17 protein-coding genes are annotated in these 18475 nt (G+C 68.3%); 5 read left to right on the forward strand and 12 right to left on the reverse strand.

Translation table 11 applies throughout. The features are described from left to right. From ELR45_RS18310 to ELR45_RS18330, 5 genes are all read right to left on the reverse strand, one after another. Positions 1-1268: ATP-binding protein (locus ELR45_RS18310; RefSeq protein ID WP_165367893.1), on the reverse strand; the 1268-nt coding region annotated here is incomplete at its 3' end. A gap of 65 nt (positions 1269-1333) precedes the next feature. Continuing rightward, a complete protein-coding gene (locus tag ELR45_RS18315) occupies positions 1334-2341 on the reverse strand; it encodes an ABC transporter substrate-binding protein (protein ID WP_129667675.1) in 1008 nt (335 codons plus the stop codon). Then, entirely contained in the window at positions 2338-3132 is a 795-nt protein-coding gene (locus tag ELR45_RS18320) for an ABC transporter ATP-binding protein (protein ID WP_129667676.1), read from the reverse strand. The genes ELR45_RS18315 and ELR45_RS18320 overlap by 4 nt, the downstream gene beginning before the upstream one ends. Position 3133: 1 nt before the next feature. After that, the gene (locus tag ELR45_RS18325; protein WP_205856831.1) at positions 3134-4222 is read right to left on the reverse strand and encodes a FecCD family ABC transporter permease; all 1089 of its coding nucleotides are present in this window, start codon (positions 4220-4222) and stop codon (positions 3134-3136) included. Positions 4223-4452: 230 nt separating this feature from the next. Next, the gene (locus tag ELR45_RS18330) at positions 4453-5205 is read right to left on the reverse strand and encodes a class I SAM-dependent methyltransferase (RefSeq protein ID WP_129667677.1); all 753 of its coding nucleotides are present in this window, start codon (positions 5203-5205) and stop codon (positions 4453-4455) included. A gap of 170 nt (positions 5206-5375) precedes the next feature. Between ELR45_RS18330 and ELR45_RS18335 the strand changes: the two genes are divergently transcribed. Continuing rightward, a complete protein-coding gene (locus tag ELR45_RS18335; RefSeq protein WP_129667678.1) occupies positions 5376-5960 on the forward strand; it encodes a helix-turn-helix domain-containing protein in 585 nt (194 codons plus the stop codon). Between the two features lie 10 nt (positions 5961-5970). Here the strand turns inward: ELR45_RS18335 and ELR45_RS18340 are convergent, their stop codons facing one another. Both ELR45_RS18340 and ELR45_RS18345 read right to left on the reverse strand, forming a co-directional pair. Beyond that, positions 5971-6879 carry a serine hydrolase gene (locus tag ELR45_RS18340; protein ID WP_129667679.1) on the reverse strand — a complete coding sequence of 303 codons (909 nt, stop codon included), beginning with the start codon at positions 6877-6879 and terminating at the stop codon, positions 5971-5973. Continuing rightward, positions 6876-7823 (reverse strand): LysR family transcriptional regulator, encoded by a 948-nt coding sequence (locus ELR45_RS18345; protein ID WP_129667680.1) that lies wholly within the window; start codon positions 7821-7823, stop codon positions 6876-6878. The genes ELR45_RS18340 and ELR45_RS18345 overlap by 4 nt, the downstream gene beginning before the upstream one ends. Positions 7824-7973: 150 nt before the next feature. Between ELR45_RS18345 and bla the strand changes: the two genes are divergently transcribed. Both bla and ELR45_RS35440 read left to right on the forward strand, forming a co-directional pair. Further along, positions 7974-8942: a class A beta-lactamase gene (gene bla, locus ELR45_RS18350; protein WP_129667681.1), complete on the forward strand. Its 969-nt coding sequence runs from the start codon at positions 7974-7976 to the stop codon at positions 8940-8942. Positions 8943-9327: 385 nt separating this feature from the next. Next, on the forward strand, positions 9328-9483 hold the full coding sequence (locus ELR45_RS35440) for a hypothetical protein (protein WP_165367894.1): 156 nt from the start codon (positions 9328-9330) through the stop codon (positions 9481-9483). Positions 9484-9906: 423 nt separating this feature from the next. On the opposite strand, the gene ELR45_RS42800 is transcribed toward ELR45_RS35440, so the two are convergent. From ELR45_RS42800 to ELR45_RS18375, 5 genes are all read right to left on the reverse strand, one after another. Further along, positions 9907-10332 (reverse strand): STAS domain-containing protein, encoded by a 426-nt coding sequence (locus tag ELR45_RS42800; protein ID WP_129667682.1) that lies wholly within the window; start codon positions 10330-10332, stop codon positions 9907-9909. 27 nt (positions 10333-10359) lie between these two features. After that, positions 10360-11073 (reverse strand): GAF and ANTAR domain-containing protein, encoded by a 714-nt coding sequence (locus ELR45_RS18360; protein WP_129667683.1) that lies wholly within the window; start codon positions 11071-11073, stop codon positions 10360-10362. 134 nt (positions 11074-11207) lie between these two features. Further along, entirely contained in the window at positions 11208-12167 is a 960-nt protein-coding gene (locus tag ELR45_RS18365; protein ID WP_165367896.1) for a TIGR03621 family F420-dependent LLM class oxidoreductase, read from the reverse strand. A gap of 167 nt (positions 12168-12334) precedes the next feature. Continuing rightward, positions 12335-12598, reverse strand: a complete 264-nt coding sequence (locus ELR45_RS18370) for an NAD(P)-dependent oxidoreductase (RefSeq protein WP_129667685.1) — start codon at positions 12596-12598, stop codon at positions 12335-12337. 34 nt (positions 12599-12632) lie between these two features. Continuing rightward, entirely contained in the window at positions 12633-14702 is a 2070-nt protein-coding gene (locus ELR45_RS18375; RefSeq protein WP_129667686.1) for a DUF2264 domain-containing protein, read from the reverse strand. A gap of 126 nt (positions 14703-14828) precedes the next feature. On the opposite strand from ELR45_RS18375, the gene ELR45_RS18380 reads away from it, so the two are divergent. Both ELR45_RS18380 and ELR45_RS18385 read left to right on the forward strand, forming a co-directional pair. Continuing rightward, entirely contained in the window at positions 14829-15896 is a 1068-nt protein-coding gene (locus ELR45_RS18380) for a LacI family DNA-binding transcriptional regulator (RefSeq protein WP_129667687.1), read from the forward strand. Positions 15897-16094: 198 nt separating this feature from the next. Then, positions 16095-18475, forward strand: a 2381-nt coding sequence (locus ELR45_RS18385; RefSeq protein ID WP_205856832.1) for an exo-rhamnogalacturonan lyase family protein, incomplete at its 3' end; no start/stop codon positions are given.

The raw sequence follows: 18475 nt of genomic DNA on the forward strand, positions 1-18475 counted from the left end.
TCGAGCGCCTTCTCCAGCATCTTCTGCGCGTCGGCATGGCCATAGGCACGGGCGGCGTCGTCGGCGGCTCGCAGCGTCGCACGGAATGCGCGCTCGTGCTCGCCCGAGTTGTACCAATGATGCGCGACGGCGATCGAGGCCGAACCCGACTGCACCAACTCTGGGCGCTGCTCGATCATCCCGGCATAGCGCGCGTGGTACCGCGCGTGCGCGCCAGGAAGGACGTCCTCGTGCAGCACCTCGCGCAGCAGTGCATGCCGGAACGCATACCCCGACCCGTCGACCCGGAGAACGCCGGCGGACAGCGCCTCCCTCAGCGCGTCGTCGAGTGCGGATGCATCGAGCTCGGAGACAGCGGCGAGCAGCGCGTGGTCGACGCGGTTGCCGCCGATGGCGAGCAACCGCAGAACTTCCTGCGTGGACTCCGGCAGCTGTTCGCCCCGGACCAGGAGGACGTCACGCAGCGAGTCCGGGAGCACGTCGTAGGAGGTGTCGGCCCCGGCGCTCACCAGCTCCTCGATGATGAACGGGTTACCTTCGCTGCGCTCGTGGATCTTCACCACGACCGACGGCTCTGGCCGGCGTCCCAGCAGCGCCGTCAGCAGCTCGGCCACTTGCGGACGCGACAGCCTCGGGAGGTCGATGCGGCGGACATGACGCAACCGCTCCAGCTCCGCCAAGACGGGACGCAGCTTATGGAACCGGCCGACCTCGTCGCCGCGGTAGGTACCCACGATCAGCACGCGCGCCGAGCGCAACGCCCGCACCACGAAACGCAGCAGGTCATTGGTAGATCGGTCGGCCCAGTGGATGTCCTCGATCACCAGCACGAGCGGCTGTTCGACGGAGACCCGCTCCAGTACGACGGCGACCATCTCCAACAGCCGCCCACGTCCCTCGGCGACATTCTCAGGCCCGGCTCCAAGCTCGGGCAAAAGGTGCGCGATCACGTCGCGTCCCGGCCCGGCAAGCTCCAGAAACCGCTCGGTGCCGAGCTGGGACAGCAGCTCACGCATGATGCCGATGATCGGCCCGTACGGTAGGCCGCTGTCCCCCAGCTCGATGCACTGCCCGAACACCACGCTCGCGCCGGCGGCTCTTGCACGCTCGGCGAACTCGGTGACCAGGCGGGTCTTTCCGACGCCCGCTTCACCGCTGACCAGGACCGTGGCCGGATTGCCGGCGATGGCACGGTCGAGGGCGGCGCCCAGCTGGTCGAGCTCGCCGACACGTCCGACGAGGCTGAATTCGACTGGGGCCGCCACCACGTGGCTATCTTCCCACTTCTAGGGGTGGGATCACTACGCCGCGGCCTAGGCCCGCCGGTCACGCGTCAGCGCGGAAGGGCGTTCAGGTACTCCGCGAATCCCTCCAGACCGTCGATGTTCCGCGGCCCGCTGATGCCCTCGTTGAAGTTCATGACGTAGAAGTTGTCCTCCTGCACGGCCGGGAGCTCGCTGGTGATGGGTGATGTCCTCAGGAACTCGATCTTCTCCTCGGCCGGCTGGTCCCCGTAGTCGAGGATGATGATGACTTCCGGCTCCGCCTCGACGACCGCCTCCCAGCCGACCTGGGTCCAGCGAGCCTCCAGGTCAGCGAAGATGTTCCGGCCGCCGGCGAACTCGATGATCTGGTTCGGCGGCACCTGGTTGCCCGCCGTGAACGGCTGGTCGGTGCCCGAGTCATACAGGAACACGGGGACGGGCTCACCGTCCGGCGCCTGTTCCTGGACGGCCTCGACGCGCTCCCGGAAACCGGCGACGACCTCCTCGGCCCGTTCCTCGACGCCGAAGATCTGCCCGAGGCGTTCCAGATCGGTGTAGAGCGCTTCGAACGGTTCGATCTCTTCCGGGAAGCCTGGATAGTTGAAGCACGACTCGGCATGCATGAAGCTCTGGATGCCGAGTCCGTCGAGGATCTCCGGCGTGATGCCGCGCTGGTCGCTGAAGCCTGAGTTCCAGCCGGCCACGACGAAATCGGCCTCCGCGTCGACCACCAGTTCCCGGTTGAGCAGGTCGTCGCTGAGGAACTCGACCTGCTCGTACTCCGACGCCCACGGCGATTCGGAGACCGGCGGGTTGGCCGGCGGCATCACGTAGCCGTGCACGTGGTCGGTCAGACCCAGGACGAACAGCTTGTCCGCGCTTCCGGCCTCGTAGACCACCGCTCGCTCCGGCGTGGTGTACTCGACCGGCTCGCCGCACCGGTTGACGGTGACGGCCTGGGACTCGTCGCCGGACTCCACGTCCGCTCCACAGGCGGTGAGCACGAATGCGCCGACCGCCAACGGCAGGACAGCCGTGTGCATCGGAGCGAGACGTTTCGGCGAGCGGAATGTCATCGTGTGTGTCCTCTCATCGCGCTGGACGACTCCAGCGAGTACAGGAGCTGCGGAGCGCCGCTCAACGGGTGCGGCACGACGTTCGCGGCGACACCGAAGACGTCTCGCACCAGTTCTTCGGTCAGCACCTCGCTCGGCGTGCCCTCGGCGACCACCCGTCCGTCGTCCAGGACGCCCAGGCGGTCACACGCCGCCGCCGCGAGGTTCAGGTCGTGCAGGACCACCAGGACCGTGAGATCGCCGCCCTTGAGCATGGAGAGCAACTCGATCTGGTGACGCACGTCCAGATGGTTGGTCGGCTCGTCCAGCACCAGGATCTCCGGTTCCTGGACCAGCGCCCGGGCCACCAGCACCCGCTGACGCTCGCCTCCGGACAGCGCCAGCACACCGCGGGAGGCCAGGTGAGCGACGTCGAGCCGGTGCATCGCCTCCCGGCAGAGCTCGCTCTCCCGCTCGGTCAACGGTTCGTTTCCGTGCTTGTGCGGCGCCCGCCCCAGGGCGACCACCTCTTCCACGGTGAAGTCGAGGTCGGTCCCGCCCTCCTGGGTGAGCGCGGACAGGCGCCGGGCGCCGTCTCGCAGGCTCAGGCCGGTGAGGTCCTCGCCGCCGAACCACACCGTTCCGCGGCTGGGCTTGAGCGCTCGATACACGCACCGCAACGCCGTGGACTTTCCGCTGCCGTTCGGCCCGACGAGCCCCACGATCCTGCCGTCCGGGACGTCGAGGGAAAGGTCCTGGATGAGGTCGTGGCCGTCGATGGTGACTCCGAGGGAGTCGAGCCGCAGATCCATCTCAGCGGCCCCCGAACAGGTAGCCGCGCCGTCGCATCAGCGTGATAAAGACCGGCACACCCACCAGGGCCGTGATGACCCCGAGTGGCAGCTCGCGCGGAGCGACCAGCGTCCGCGAGACCAGGTCGACCCAGACCATGAAGATCGCCCCTGCGAGCGGCGCGATCGTGAACACCCTCGCGTGGCCGGCTCCGACGACGATGCGCACCAGATGCGGCATGACCAGGCCGACGAATCCGATCGCACCGCTGACGGCGACCATGGCACCGGTCACCAGGGAGGTGAGCACGAACAACCCCCGGCGCATCTTCGCGGCGTCGACGCCCAGACTGGCGGCGGTCTCGTCGCCCATGGCCATGACGTCGAGCCTGCGGCCGTTCCTGCGCAGCACGACGATGGCCGCCAGCACCGCACCGACCACCACCGGCAGCGATCCCCACGTCGCGGCGCCGAAGCTGCCCATCGTCCAGAACAGCACCGTGCTGGTGGCTTCGCTCGACGGCGCGAAGTAGACGATCACGCTCATCACGGCCTGGAAGCCGAACGACATCGCGACGCCGGTCAGCACCAGTCTCAGCGGCGTGACCCCGGTACGCCCGTACGCCGCCGTGTACACCAGCGCCGATGCGAGCAGTGCACCGAGGAACGCGCCCACGGACACCGCGTAGATCCCCATCGCGGTCAGCACGCCGAACACGCTGACCGTCACCGCGCCCACGGACGCGCCCGACGAGACGCCGAGCACGAACGGGTCGGCCAGCGCGTTGCGCACCATGGCCTGGATGGCCACGCCGACCACGCTCAGCCCGGCACCGACGACCACGGCCAGCAGCACCCGCGGGGTGCGGATCTGCCACACGATCTGGTAGGTGGTGGCCTCATCGGCGCCGATCCGCCCTCCGGTGACACCCGCCCAGATGTACCGCGCGGTGTCCGCGGGCGAGATGACGGCCGGCCCGAGTCCGACGGCGAGCAGCACCGAGCCGACGAGGGCGATGCTCAGGACGATGGCAGCGACCGTGATACCCGTCGGCGACCCGAACCGGCGCACCGGAGCCGACGTCTGGCGCGGCTGCCGATCATCAGGCACGGCCGGCACTGAAGGGTCGGTGGTGTGCGCCGAGACCGGAGACGAGCTCACGTTTTCGCTGACCTCCGGTCACTTCCACACGACGAACCGGCGACCGTCGCCGATTCGGAACCATTCTGACTATAAATAACGATTCTCACTATTATCAAATTCGGTTCAGCGCGGTCCGGGACATGCCTCGCAGCCTGAACCGGAAGATGCCTCGCAGCCCCAGATGACGAGGGGTAGCGCTAGCCCGCCGACGCGTCAGCACCGGTCGCCACCATGGCGGCGACAACGGCCTGCTCCTCGCGTCGCCAGACGACGCCGGCCTCGTCGAACCCGGCGTCGGCCAGCGATCTCATGTGCCACGAACCCGGCGGATACCAATCAGCGGAGGTCAGGCCAGAGCCACGCTCACGCAGCACGGACGCAAGCCGCGGATCGGACGCGATCCCCTTCCACCAGTCCTGCCAGGTATGCCGGGGACCAGAGCGCTCCTCACGCCGGACAGCCAGCCGCGCCGTCATCGTCGCAAGGTTGTCCTCGGCCATGCGATCGGCGTTGCAGAACAATCCACCCGGCGCGATCACCTGCCTGATCTCGCCGTAGAGCACGCGCAGGCGATCCGGCGGCAGGCAATGCAGCGAGGTAGCGGTGACGACAGCGTCGTACGAGTCGTACGGCAGCGCCGCGACCCAGTCGCCGGCACCGAGATCCGCCCGGACCACGTTGACCGTCGGCGCGACCGAGGCCGACGCGATCGCGAGCAATACCGGGTCGAGATCGAGAAGCGTGACGTCGATGCCGGGGAAACGCCGGGTCAAACGTCGGGAGAGTGATCCGGTGCCACCGGCCAGGTCGAGCACGCGACCATGCTCAGCCCCTACTGCCTCGACGGAGTCCAGCAACGCCGTGAACGCGCTCTCGCGATAGGGCAGATACGTCTCTTGCTGCAGGTCCCACGTCCGTTGCAGCTCCTCTGCGACAGCCGGCTCCAGCATCACGACCGCTCCAATATCTAATCAGAATCATTATCACTCTTACTGTAGCCTGCGCTCCCAGCCCGGCCCGGCCCAGCCAGCCCGAGCCCAGCCCAGCCCAGCCCATGGGCGATACTGACGCGCACCAGGGCGAGGTTGACAAAGGTCGTTGCTGAAACTGCAATTGATGCATGGAGGACGAGTTCAACACCGTGCTGGAGGAGGTCGGCCCGCGGCTGCGCACTCTCCGGCAGCGCAGCGGCATGACTCTCGCTACGCTGTCCGAGACCACAGGCATCACCGTCAGCACCCTGTCGCGGCTGGAGTCCGGCCACCGGAGACCGACACTGGAGCTGTTGCTCCCACTGGCCAAGGCCTACGACGTCCCACTGGATGAGCTGGTCAATGCCCCGTCGACCGGTGATCCACGGGTGTACATGCGGCCCGTGCATCGAGACCACATGACGGTGATCCCGCTGACGCGCAAGCCCGGTGGGCTGCAGGCGTTCAAGCAGATCCTGCACCCCGGAAACAACGACCGCGAGCCCGATCTGCGGTCCCACGAGGGCTACCACTGGCTCTACGTGCTCAATGGGCGGCTCCGCCTCATCCTGGGCGAGCACGACCTCGTCCTCCCTCCCGGCGAGGTCGCGGAGTTCGACACCCATCTACCCCACTGGTTCGGAAACGCCGACGACCAGCCGGTCGAGTATCTGAGCATCCTCGGGCCTCAGGGCGAGCGTTTCCACATCCGGGCCCGCCCCCGCGGCAACTGACCCGGTGCCCTCAGATCCAGGCCGAGCGGAGCTGATCGCGCAACGCCCGCGCGACGCGGGCCATCGTCGCCTCGGCGCCGGGCTGATTGATCGCGGCGACACGGGACTCCGTCAACGCGGCGACGGCGAACGTCTGCCCGTCGCTGTGCTCGACGACACCGATCTCATGCCGGAGGTTGAGCAAGGTCCCCGTCTTGGACGACCACCTGGAGACGTCCGAGCTGAAGTCCGGGCCGAGCCGCTGTCTGATGACATTGTTCGCCATCAGCTCCCGTACCCGGGCGCACGTTTCGGGCGCTATCGACGACGGCGCCCACAACGCTTGCAGCAGATCCACGAACGCCCTGGCCGAGCCGGAGCTCGCGTGAGTCACGTCCAGCTGGGGTATCCGGTGGCCATGGCCATCCGTCCCGGCGGCGATGGCGATCGCATGGGCCAGGTCGGCGTCGTCATCGTCGAATCGATGGGCCGGGGTGTCGGTGAGGTCGCTGAGCGTGTGGCGGACCGTGACGCCACGGATACCCAGCCGGCGCAGTGTGGACGTGACCTCCGCCGGCGAGGTCAGCGTGAACAGCGCGTCCGCGGCTGTGTTGTCGCTGACGGACGTGCTGAGGTACAGCAGGTCGTCCACGGCGACGCTGACCGGGTGGTGGAATTTGCTCACGCCGGTGGGCCCCGTGGCCGCGAGCCTGCCCGGCTGGAGCTCGACGTAGGTCGCACCGTCCAGGTCACCGGACCGGATCCGCTCGAGGATGGCGATGGCGAGCGGAATCTTCACGAGCGAGGCAGCCGGGAACACCAGGTCCGGCTCGATGCCGATCTCTTCCCCGGACTGTAGGTCACGCACCAGGAACGAGCCCCGCAGGCCCGCATCGTCGAGGTCGTGCCGCAGATCCCGGACCAGCCTCTCGGCGGTCATTGGGCCACCGCCCCGGCCCTGTCGTGCACGTCGTCGACGGCCCCTGCGTAGTCAACGGCCTCGGTGTCGTCGCGCGGAGTGGCACCGAGACAGCGAGCGAGCGCCGTCGACAGCCGCGTCCGGATGCGCTCGGCATCCGAGGGGGCATCCGCCGCCAGGTCGAAACCGCGCGCCAGGCGGACCTCGCCGATGGGTCGCCAGAACAGGCCGAGTTCCACTGCCTGTTGAGGCGAGCAGAGCAACAAGTCCATCGAGGCGAGTGCTTCCGCCGCCGCCGCGACGAGCGATGAGGCGACCGTGACCTGGGCGGGAGCCAGCCCGGCGGCATCGCGGACCCGGGTCAGGCGGTCCCGGACGTGCGGAACGTCGTCTTCCGGCTGGATCCAGACTCTTCGCTTCGCCCCTGTGTCGTATCGGCCGGCGCGAAGTGATTCCAGGTAGATCGTGTCGGACCGTGGTTCGGCCATACCAGCGAGTCCCAGCGGCACCGACCAGAACGCCTCGGACGGTGGCACGGCGACGAGCGCGACACGAACCTCGAGGCCGCGCACCAGCTCGGCCCGTTCCGCAGGCGGCGCCGCGCAGAGGTCGAGGCTCAGACCTTGCTCTCGGGCATCGGCAGCCAGCTGAGCCAGATCGCTCGCCGTGCAGAGGTCCGGAACGGCGAGGCGCATCGGCCTCAGCTTGGCCCGCTCGGCGTCGTACTCCACGGCTTCGGCCAGCTGAACCAACCGCCTCGCGGATGGAAGCATGTCCCGCCCGAACGGCGTCAGTGTCGCTCCGCGCGATCTCCGGTCGAACAGCCGCTCACCGAAGTGCGCCTCGAGCGCCGCCACCCGGCGGCTCGCGACGGACTGCGGCACCCGGGCGGCCGCCGCGCCCACCGTAAAGCTACCTCGCTCGCTCACCTTCACGAACACTCTGCAGGCGCTGACAAGATCCACGACCACACGTTATGCGATTTCGGCATCGAATGCGCCTGCTCTGTCTTCGACGGCATGATCCTGGCAGAGCAGGCTGGATCGCGGGTCAGACCCTCCCGGGTCGCACGCACGACCCGAGACCGAACGCACGACACCGAACGGAACCTCCTCATGCGCACCTCTCTGCCTGCCCGTCGCGCACTCATCGCCGTCCTGGCGCTGGCCCCGATCGCCGGCTGCTCCACCTCGGACGACTCGTCCGGATCCTCCACCGACGCCCCGACGGCACCACAAGGCTCCCAGGCCCCGGAAGCCGCCCAGAGCTCCCCACCAGACGCATCGCCCGAGGCCCAAGAGTCAGACCTCGACGCACTCTTCTCCGAGCTGGAGAACGAGTTCGACGCCCGGCTCGGGGTCTACGCCGTCGATACCGGCACGGAAAGCACCGTCGCCTTCCGCGAGGACGAGCGCTTCGCCTACGCCTCGACGCACAAGGTGCTATCCGCGGCGGTGGTGCTGGACCAGAACTCCATCGACGACCTCGAGGAGACCGTGACCTATAGCAGCGACGAACTGGCCGCTCATTCACCCATCACCGAACAGCACGTCGACACGGGGATGACGCTGCGCGAGCTGTGCGATGCGGCGCTCCGGTTCAGCGACAACACCGCCGCCAATCTCCTTCTGGAGGAGGTCGGCGGTCCGGACGGGCTGGAACGCGCGCTCGAGGAGCTCGGCGACGACGTCACCAGCGTGGACCGGTATGAGCCGGAGCTGAACGAGGCGGCCCCCGGAGACATCCGCGATACGAGCACACCGGATGCTCTCGCCACAGACCTGCTGAAGTACGCACTCGGCGACGTTCTGCCCGCTGAGCAACAGGGCATGCTCAACGACTGGCTTCGAGGGAACACGACGGGTGACACCCTGATCCGCGCCGGCGTACCGGCCGGTTGGGACGTCGGGGACCGGTCCGGTGCCGGAGGCTACGGGACGCGCAACAATATCGCCGTGATCTGGCCGCCGGACGAGGAGCCGATCGTCATGGCCGTCCTCTCCAGCAAGGATGAGGAGGACGCCGAGCACGACGACGCGCTCATCGCCGAAGCCGCCGAGATCGCCCTCGACGCCTTGCGGTAAAGAGGATCGTTACCCGCCGGCGGCTCGGAGTCTACCGACATTGTCGAGGTCATGGCCCAGACAATGTCGGTAGACTCCGCCAGCACACGGACGGCGATGACGCGTTTGAGCTCCAGCTCGGCGCCGGCGACCTGCGAGACGTCGTGGCCTCACGTAACGCTCGTGGCGTGGCGGAAGCCGCCAATCGTTACGTCAGGCCACGAGCTCAGGGCCGCGCACCTGCTCGACCCCATGCTCCGGCGCGTGCGGCCTCCTCGATGTGGACACCGAACGTACGGTCAGTTGGAATCAGCTGAATGACCGACGTTTTTGACGCGACATCGGCACGCGGAAGTGACAGAATTCACTTTGGCCGATTCGTCTATACCAATTGAAGGGAACGCACGTGATCCGGGGGATCCTCGACCACGACAGCAACGGCTGGCGGGTCGAACTGTACGACACTGAACCATTGCGACACACAATCGTCGAGATCGACGCACTGCCCACCTGGGCGGACGCGTCGGCTGTCATGAAGAAGGCCTTCCACGTACTCACCTGAGAGGCTCGGTCGACGCTCGCATGCGGTCGCCCCGGCCACCAGTTTGCCGGGGCTGACCCGGAGTAACAGCTCTGGGACGACGGCTTCCGTCTTGACCATGACGACATCCCCCTGCGTGGATGTTTCTGGCACGACGATTCGCTTGCGTCTGGGTTTCCACTACCAGGGCACGATCTGGCGCTCATAGTTGAAGAAGAGCCCCGTTCCGGAATCGGTCTCAAGGGCGGTCCGGACAGCTACAACTGCGTCGTCGGCAGCGTCACCGGCACCGGGCGTGGCCAGTCCGCCGTTCAGCTCGGTCGCCCGGTAGCCGGGTCCGACCGCGTTGACCGCGATCCCGGCATCCTTCAGTCAGTTTGTCGACCGGCTGTGATCGGCCGAAGCCACTTTCGGATAGCGGCCGTGACCGTCCTCGGCCTCTGCCTAAGCGCTGTGCCGAATCGCGTTCTCTCGGGCCGTCATCGATGCTTCGAGTGCTTCACCGATGTCGTCGTAGAAAGGCGGGTAGCAGTCGGGAGCCGCGTGTCTGACCCGAGAACGGAGACCGGATGCTTGCGTCACGATGCACAGGCTGCCGCCGCTCGACTGCGCACGGCGACACAGTGACGCCAATGCCGGCGCCGCCGATGCGTCGATCGCAGATACGTTGCGGAGATCCAGCACGATGTGGTCGCTGTCTGCCGCCGCTGATGCCGCACGGATCTGATCAACTCGGTGGACGTTGACGCTGCCACGGACCGCGACAATAACGCAACCTCCGAAGCCCAAACACCTGACAGTGGCACGATTCCCAGGCACGTGACACCCTCCGCACAGTGGGAGCGATGTGGCTAATGCCTGACCACGCATCTAGAAAAGCAGATGGACGCACTGACATCAAGTCCCTCGGGAAGCCTCCGTCGGCCGGTCATCGCTCGCCGGAAGGCTACGAGTGTCAACGACTTGCTGCGCGACACGTCTGAGCTTGATGTTGTAATTGCGCGAATAGCGGCGCAGCAACGCGAATGCACGCTCGGCGTCCAAGCCGTAGCGCTCCATCAGTATGCCTTGAGCCTGTCCAATCAACTGACGGGTGCCGATCGCCTCCCGCAAGCCGCGCTCCTCGTCGGCGGCGGCCAGTGCGACCGATGCATGTCGGGCAAAGATCTCGGCGACCTCGAAGTCGTCCTCCCCGAAGAACCCCGGCGTCTCATCGTAAAGATTGAGAGCGCCCAAGGTGGACTTCAGCGTGAACAGGCGGACTCCGATAGCGCTGCGCAGGCCGAGTTCCGCAACCCCATGGCCCCATGCCGGCCAGCGCTCCTCTGATTCGGTATCCGCGACGAGAAATGTGTCCTCATCCCACATCGCTCGCACGCACGGACCTTCGTCGAGCTCTGTCTGCAGCCGGTCAGACTCCGCGACCCTGGGATCTGTGGTCACGGCCGTCTCGATCCGCCCGCGCCCATACAGGAACATCACTCCAGCCGCGTCACAGCCGGTGGCTTCCCGCGCGTACTGGACGACCCGATCGAGCGTCTGCTCGATGTCGGGCTCGTTCTGCAGCTCGAGCGCCATCGTGGCGAACTCGTTCGAGTCCGGTTCGTTCATGATCGGGCCTCCCCTCTGTGGTCTGGCGCTGCCGCATCGCGGCAGCGATTCGTGGATCGTACACCTGCTGGTGAACAGTGCACCGAAATGAGACCTGCAGGAGCGGGTGATCCCGGAAGCTCCCCGACGACGGCTCAGGTGCCGTTGAGCTCCTCGACCACCGGCGCGAAACGCTCCATGATCGAGTCCGAGACAACGTAGTACGAGAATCCGAATTCCTTGCGCCGGGCACGCATCGTGTCCGCGATCCGCTCGACCGGTCCGATGAACACCGACGGCATGCTCAGCACCGCCTCTGCGGCCACCGAGCCCCAACCACGGCGCACGGCGAACTCCTCCGCTGTGCTCTTCACGTCGTCATTGACCCGCGGCGACACGAGCATCGACAGCTCGACCTCGTCGAACCGGCTGCCGGCCGCGTCCCGGACCCATTCCAGCTTGCGTTTCATCGTCTCCGCGGTGCGCTCGGTGTACTCGCCGGAGATCGTCCCGTCGGGGACTGCCTTCGGGAGGATGCCGATGGTGTCGGCCTCCCGGCCGGCCATCCGCAGCATCCGCTCGCTTCCGGCGCCTACCAGCAGCGGCGGATGCGGCCGCTGGTGCGCCGCCGGGTACGTGCTCAGCGACGTCACACAGTACTGACCGCCGCTGAACGTCGTCGGCTCACCACTCATCAGGCCCTTGAGGATGGAGACCGACTCGGCGAGCCGGTCGACGCGGGCGCCCGGAGCATCGAACGGCATGCCCGCCTGGTCGTACTCCTCGCGGTGCCAGCCGGCACCGATGCCGAGCTCGAGGCGCCCGCCGGAGATGTGGTCCAGCGTGGCCGCTTCCTTCGCCAGCATCACCGGGTGGCGGTAGTCATTGGCGAGCACGAGCGTCCCGATCCGTAGTGTGCGGGTTGCCGACGCCACGGCCGTGAGCGCCACCAAGGGCGCCAGCTGGTCGCCGAAGGGCTCCCGGATGAAGTGATCGCGCAGCAAAAAGGTCGAGTATCCGAGCCTTTCCGCCGTGCGTGCGGTTCCCAGCAACATGTCCACCGTGCGCGCGTTCTCGCCGATCACGCCGAACCGGAAAGGCCGAAAGTTCGTCATGTGTGCCGACGCTAGCCTTCGCCGCGGCGACCGACTAGCGGATTTCGGACGCCGCATCGCACGGCTGCCGGGCGTCGGCACGGTCATTCTTCGCTCACCGGAGCCCTGCGGACTCGGAGGTCGCGGCAGAGATGACATCGCTGTGGCCATGACGCCTGTCAGGCCGCCTATGCCGACCTCGGGAGGTCGTTCAATCTGACCTCGTGCTGGAAGGGCTCGCCGCGCGCGTAGCGCTCGATCTCGGCGAGCGCGCTCTGGCCCAGGCGCCGCAGCTCGTTTCCGAGCGAGCCGGCGATGTGCGGCGTCAGCAACTCCCTCGGATGCCCATACAGCAGGTGACCGGCGGGCAGCGGCTCGGGCCCGGTCACGTCGAGGATCGCGTACAGCGGTCGCCTCTCCAATTCGGCGACGAGCGCGTCGTGGTCGACCAGGGACCCACGCGCCTTGTGCGATCACTTCCGACGATCACGCCGGGGCCACCGGGACGACGTCCCGAGCGCCATCGGGCCAGTGCACGACGACGCACTCGGTGCCATCCGGGCGCACGACGATCCGTGGCAGCCGTTGCCGACTCAAGGCACCAGACGACGCCAGACCGGTCAGCGTCACCAGGGCGGCCACGATCTCGCCCGGGCCGACGGAGGCGGTGGAGCGCGCCCAGGGCACAACGGACGACGGCCCGAGTGGATCCGCTCCCTCCAGGCGGACGGCTCCGACGTCGTCCAGGCCGCGCACGCCCTGCACCGCCGACACGAGGCCGTCCGAGCGGCGTCGCACCCGGCTCTCCCCTCGCTCGCCAGCGTCCCCGTGCCTGTCGGGCTCGGGCGTCCCGACGGCGAGGCCGTCCTCGCCTTCGGCGTCAGACGTCTCGACGACGAGGTCGTCCGGCTCGCCGGCCAGCGCCCAGCCTCCGACCCGCACGCGCCACGGTCCGGGATCGGAGGGCCACGGGCTCTCCTCGTTTGCCGGGCGATGCGCCGCCGTGCCGTCGTTCCGAACGTCGCCGTCGGCGTCGATCCACGCCAGGCGCAGCTCGACGGACCCGTGGACGACGGACGCGGTGGTGAACGTGGGCCCGTGCCGCACGCTGGCCCACGACGCACTGTCGCCGGCGGCTCCGGTCCCGCCATGATCCAGCCAGTACGGCCGGCACCGGGAGACTGCGACGGTGGCGGCGAGATGGACGCGCTCGATGCCTCCTCGGTGCGACGGCAGACCGGCCGCGTCCAGCAGCGCCGTGTGCGACTCCACGGGCGCGGCGATCGTCTCGGGCAGCAGTTGCGGCGCGCTGTGCGTCGCGTATGACTGACGGCGATAGAACGGGTCGTCCGGTACCGGCGCCGCGGCCGGATCCGGCAGCCGGTCGCTGCCGTGGTTGATCACCCGCACCACGCCGTCGTCGTGCGTCGTCTGAACCAGCCAGCCGGGTGCCTCGAGCAGCGTGATCGAGTCCCGCTCCCAGCTCAGCGGGGACTCCGGCTCGGCCGTCCACGCCGGATGGTCCGGCGGCAGAAGCAGGCCGAGGAACGCCTTGCTGGCCCAGTACGGCGACCCGGCCCCGGTGTAGAGCTGCCGGATCCGCGGAAACTCCCGATGCCAGCCGATCCGCAGCAGCCCGTCGTCGATCGCGGAATGGTCGACGAAGTGCTGCATGACGGCCGACGTGATAGCCCTCGTCTGCCCGGGTGAGAGCGGCGTGGCGTCGGCGAGAGCGCCCGCCCAGAAGGGCGCGAGCATGGCGAACCGATACGTCAGCGACCGGCCCTGCAGCACCGGCGCGCCGTCGGGCGCCACCAGCAGCGCGGCCTGCTCGAGAAAGGCGGACATCCGGGCGCGATGCGTCTGCGCCAGGCCCGTCCCCCGGATCCGGGCGTCGAGCAGCGGATAGACGTGCCACGCCCAGCCGGCGTAGTAGTCGAAGCTCTGCAGGCGCCCGTCCCGGCCGGCCCCATCGGAGTACCAGCCATCCCCGACGTACAGCCGCTCCTGGAGCTCGGCGTTGCGGTCCAGGTCGTCCTGGCTCCACGGCCCGCCGACGGAGGCGAGGAACGATTCCACCACGTTCTGGAACCACAGCCAATTGTTGCCGTAGTCAGTGGTGCCGACGATGTCCGCGAGCCAATCGACGACGCGGGCCCGGGTGCCCTCATCGAGCTGGTCCCATAGCCACGGCCGGGTCTCCGAGAGCGCGATGACAATCGACGCGGCCTCGACGCGGGCCTGCCGACGCTCGATCATCGTGGGCCAACGCTCGGCCGAGCCGGGGTCGGTCCCGCGCCGTAGGCCCTCCGCGTACTCCGCCAGCAGGCCGTGTGGGTCCTTCCCGTCCGCTCCGGCCACCCGGAACGCGGCCAGCAGGAAGGTACGCGCGAATCCCTCGAGCCCGTCGGACCAGAGCCCGGACGCGCTGGTCGGCCCGGGGAGGGTGATGAGGGCCCGGCCGTCGCCGGCATACGGGCGCACGGCGAGGAGCAGCCGGTCGGCCAGGTCTTCCCAGTGGCTACGCCGCCACAGCCGGAGCACGCGTACAGTCACGCCCCTATTGTCCCGACGACGATCAGAGCGGACCCCGAAGCGGACAAAAAGCGACTTACGCGATCACCGTCGCTTGGGTTACCGTCTCGTTAACCATCCCGCCACCGCCGCCACGGAAGGTCGTTCGTGCTGCCACGTGCCCGCCACGAGTTCTTGCTGCGCCGGCTCGAGCTGCATGAGAGCGTGCGGGCCAGCGACATCGCCGCGGAGCTCGGCGTCTCGCAGGTGACCATCCGACGCGACATCGACAAGCTCGACGCCGACGGCCTGCTCGCTCGCGTACACGGCGGCGCCTTGGCGGTGCGCAGCGCCGCGCTCAAGCCCACCGCCGCGCGGACCGTGGTCGGCGTCGTCGTCCCGTCGGCTACCGCCTACTACCCGGAGATCGTGCGCGGCATGGAGACCGTCGCGGCGGCTTTGCGCATCCGGCTCGCACTGGGCATCTCGAACTACCGGCCGACGCTGGAACGGACCCGGGTCGAGCGACTCCTGGCACTCGGCGTCAAAGGGCTGGTGCTGACACCGACGACGAACAAGGAACAGCCCGACGACGTCGCTGCGTGGCTGGAGTCCATACCCGTGCCGGTGGTCGTGATGGAACGGCGCGTCGACGAGACTCCGATGGTGCGCGAACTGGACAGCGCGCGCACGGACCATATGCACGGTGCGCTGCTCGCCGTCGACCACCTCTGTCGACTCGGTCACACTCGCGTGGCCCTGGCCATCTTCGACCGGACGCCCACGGCGCAATGGATCAAGGCCGGATATCTCGAGGCCGTCGACCGGCTGAACCTGGAGCAAGCTCCGGTCGTCCCGCTTCCGAAGGGCGAAGACGACCCGCTGGCGCTTGCCGACGCCCTCGGCGGGTTGATCGACGCGTGCCTCTCGTCCCGGACGCGGGCCGTCCTGGCGCATACCGACTACCACGCCGCGCGCCTCGTTGAGCTGGCGCACGTGTGGGGGCTTCGGGTGCCGGAAGACCTCGCCGTCATCGCCTACGACGACGAGCTCGCCGAACATGCCGCCGTCCCGCTCACCGCGGTAACGCCACCCCGCCGTGATCTCGGCCGGGAGGCCCTTCGGCTGCTGGCCAGCCGCACCGACGCGGCGGACGAGGAAGCCGGACCGCCTCGCCACCTCCAGCTGCTTCCGCGACTGACCGTGCGCGAGTCCTGCGGTGCTCCCATGGCCTGATCATGGCTCCCATGATCATCAACGGTTAGCCCTGCTATGACCGGTTCAAGGGTTGATGATCACCGGAACTGTCCTGACGCACGAATATGAACGTTTTTGTCTGATTCCGTTTCCGGTTGCGGCGGAGCTGCCACCATGGCCGCGTTCTCACCGCACGTTGACGCTAGTTCCCTGGTCCCCGGTCAAAGGAGACTCATCATGGAACGACAACTGTCAGTGTCCCGGCGGGACGTCCTACGGGCGTCGGTGGTGACCGGCGCGGCCGCGGCGTTTCCCTCGGTCGGCGGGATACCTGGCGCTGCGGGGGCCGAGGTGGACGCCGCAGCGAGTGCCGACCCGGTTGAACTGGGCTGGCTCGGCGGTGGACACCCGGCGATGACGCCTGGGACGACCTGGGGCGTGCCTTGGCCGCGAGGAGCCGTGCGCAAGAACGCCGACTTCGCGTTGTCCACGGCCGCGGGTGATCCGGTTCCGGTGCAGAGCTGGCCGCTGGCTTACTGGCCGGACGGCACGCTGAAATGGACCGGTCACGCCATGGGTGCCGGCACCGGCCTGGACGAGCGGTTCCGGATCGCCCCGGGCCGATCTGCCCGCCCCGACGACGTGGTCACCGCGCGGGAGCGACCCGGGAACCCACGCCGGGACATCCCACCCAGCGTGGTCGTCTCCACCGGCGTCGTCACCTGCAGAATCCCCACGAGCGGGACCACACTCATCACGAGCATCGAACGCGACGGCCAGGATCTCGCGACCGGCGGCGAGCTGGTCTGCGTGCTCCAGGACGGGCCCACGCCGCGCGACGGGCTCGGCACCGTCACCACCACGCGTTACACGGGCACGGTCGACGACGTCACGATCGAGCAGTCAGGGCCCGTGCGAGCCGTGGTCAAGGTCGAGGGCCGCTACCACGGCGACGACGGCGGTGACCTGATGCCGTTCACCGTCCGGTTGTACTTCTACGCCGGTGGCGAGTCGGCGCGCGTCGTGCACTACTTCGTCTTCGACGGCGACGCCAAGGCGGACTTCGTCCGGGGCCTCGGCATCCGTTGGCGGGTTCCCATGAGCGACGCGCACCATGACCGCCACGTCCGGTTCGTCGGGGAGGACGACGGCATCTGGGGCGAAGCGGTCCGGGTGCTGTCCGGACTGCGCCGCGACGTCGGCGGGCAGGTACTCCAGCAGCAGTTCGACGGCGTCGCCACCAACCCTGTGGACACGTGGCCGTCGAGCGTGCGCAACGGCATCGACGACATCCCCCTGTGGAGCGACTTCAAGCTGGTGCAGGTGTCGGCCGACTCGTTCCACGTCGCCAAGCGGACCGCGAACGACAGCGCGTGGCTGCTGCACGCCGGGCATGGCCGCCGGGCGCACGGCCTCGGTTGGATCGGCGGCCCCACCGGAGGCGGCGTCGCGTTCGGGCTGCGCGACTTCTGGGAACGCCACCCGACCCAGCTGGACATCCACGACGCGAGCAGCGACGAGGCGACCGTCACCGTCTGGTTCTGGTCGCCCGATGCGCCGGCCATGGACCTCCGGCACTACTCGAGCGAGCGGCACGGCCTGAGCCTGATCTACGAGGAGCCGGGGCGCGGCATCGACGACGTGGCGGCCACGCCGGAAGGCATCGTCCGCTCGCACGAGGTCATGCTCTGGGCGCTACCGGCCACCCCCAGCCGGGAGCGGCTGCTGGAACTCGCCGCAGCACTACGGGAGCCTCCGCAGCTGGTGGCAGACCCGGAGTACTACCACTCGTTGCAGCCGTTCGGCGTGTGGTCGCTACCGGACCGGAGCACGGACACCAAGGACGCGCTCGAGACCGACATCGACCGGAGAGTCGAGTTCTACCAGGGCCAGATCGAGCAGCGCCGGTGGTACGGGTTCTGGTTCCACGGCGACGTCATGCACAGTTATGACACCACCAGGCACACCTGGCGTTACGACGTCGGCGGGTACGCCTGGGACAACGGCGAGCTCGCTCCCGACCAGGCGCTGTGGTACCAGTTCCTGCGCACGGGACACGCGGACGTGTTCCGGATGGCCGAGGCGATGACGCTGAACATCGCCGAGACGGCAGTCCATCACGCCGGCATGTTCGCCGGCCTCGGCTCCCGGCACAACGTCGTCCAGTGGGGCGATGGCGCGAAGGAAGCCAGGATCAGCGCGTCGCAGCTCAAGCGGTTCTACTACTACCTGACCGCCGACGAGCGAACCGGTGACTACCTGCGCTCCACGTTGCAGGTCGACGACACGATGCTGGCGGTGCCTCCGCTGCGTGAGGCCCTGCCGGATCCGTCGGGTGAGCGGTACATCGTGCGCATCGGCCCGGACTGGACCGCCATGGCCAGCAACTGGCTGACCGAGTGGGAACGCACGGGGGACTCGCACTACCGCGACCGGATCGAGCAGGGACTTCGCGACATCGCCGCCATGGACCTGGGCATGTTCACCGGCCAGGGCGGATCGGTCGCCTTCGATCCGGCCACCGGGGAGCTCAGCGACGTGGGCATCGGCCAGTCACCGTCGAACATCTCGCTGCTCTTCGGCGGTGACCAGATCTTCTACGAGATCGTCGACCTCGT

Source organism: Phytoactinopolyspora endophytica (genome assembly GCF_004138495.1).
Lineage (GTDB): Bacteria > Actinomycetota > Actinomycetes > Jiangellales > Jiangellaceae > Phytoactinopolyspora > Phytoactinopolyspora endophytica.